This window comes from Pantoea sp. MHSD4, from assembly GCF_021043305.1.
GTDB lineage: Bacteria > Pseudomonadota > Gammaproteobacteria > Enterobacterales > Enterobacteriaceae > Pantoea > Pantoea eucalypti.
The window spans coordinates 1-512 of sequence record NZ_JAJNDH010000032.1; the positions used below are offsets into that span (position 1 = coordinate 1).

1 pseudogene is annotated in these 512 nt (G+C 55.7%); it reads left to right on the forward strand.

Annotation, left to right across the window (positions count from 1 at the left end):
* Window positions 1–56: 56 nt before the first annotated feature.
* Window positions 57–512: pseudogene (locus tag LQK91_RS21935) on the forward strand (RHS repeat-associated core domain-containing protein); the annotation flags it as partial.

Here is a 512-nt window from a genome sequence, read left to right on the forward strand (position 1 = left end):
TTCCTCATGCGATAAGGCCACGCAGCGAGCTTTGAGGATCAGCAGCATCACGACACCAGAATAACCGGCTCAGGGTTTATGAAGATAAACGCTGGACCTATGACGGCTTCGGTAATGTGACGCGCAAACAGAGTGGCCGCCACACAGATCAGCTCTTTATCTGGAACGCTGAACATCATCTGACCGAATCAGTGAGCACCCGCAACGGGACTGAGCAGCGAACCACCTACGGCTATGATGCGTTTGGACGTCGAAGCTGGAAACGCGATGCGTTTGGCATCACGCGCTTTATCTGGGAAGGCAATCGCCTGCTGAGTGAGGTGAGAGGCTCGCGCCAGCACCTCTGGATGTACGAGGATGACAGCTTTGCGCCGCTGGCGCAGATCAGTCTGCAGCAGGGCGAGACGGAGCATGAAGCTCAGATTCACTGGTATCACAATGATGTGTCTGGTCTGCTATGCGAGCTGACTGGTGCTGATGGCAGTGTGGTCTGGTGTGCCGTCTATCGTGCC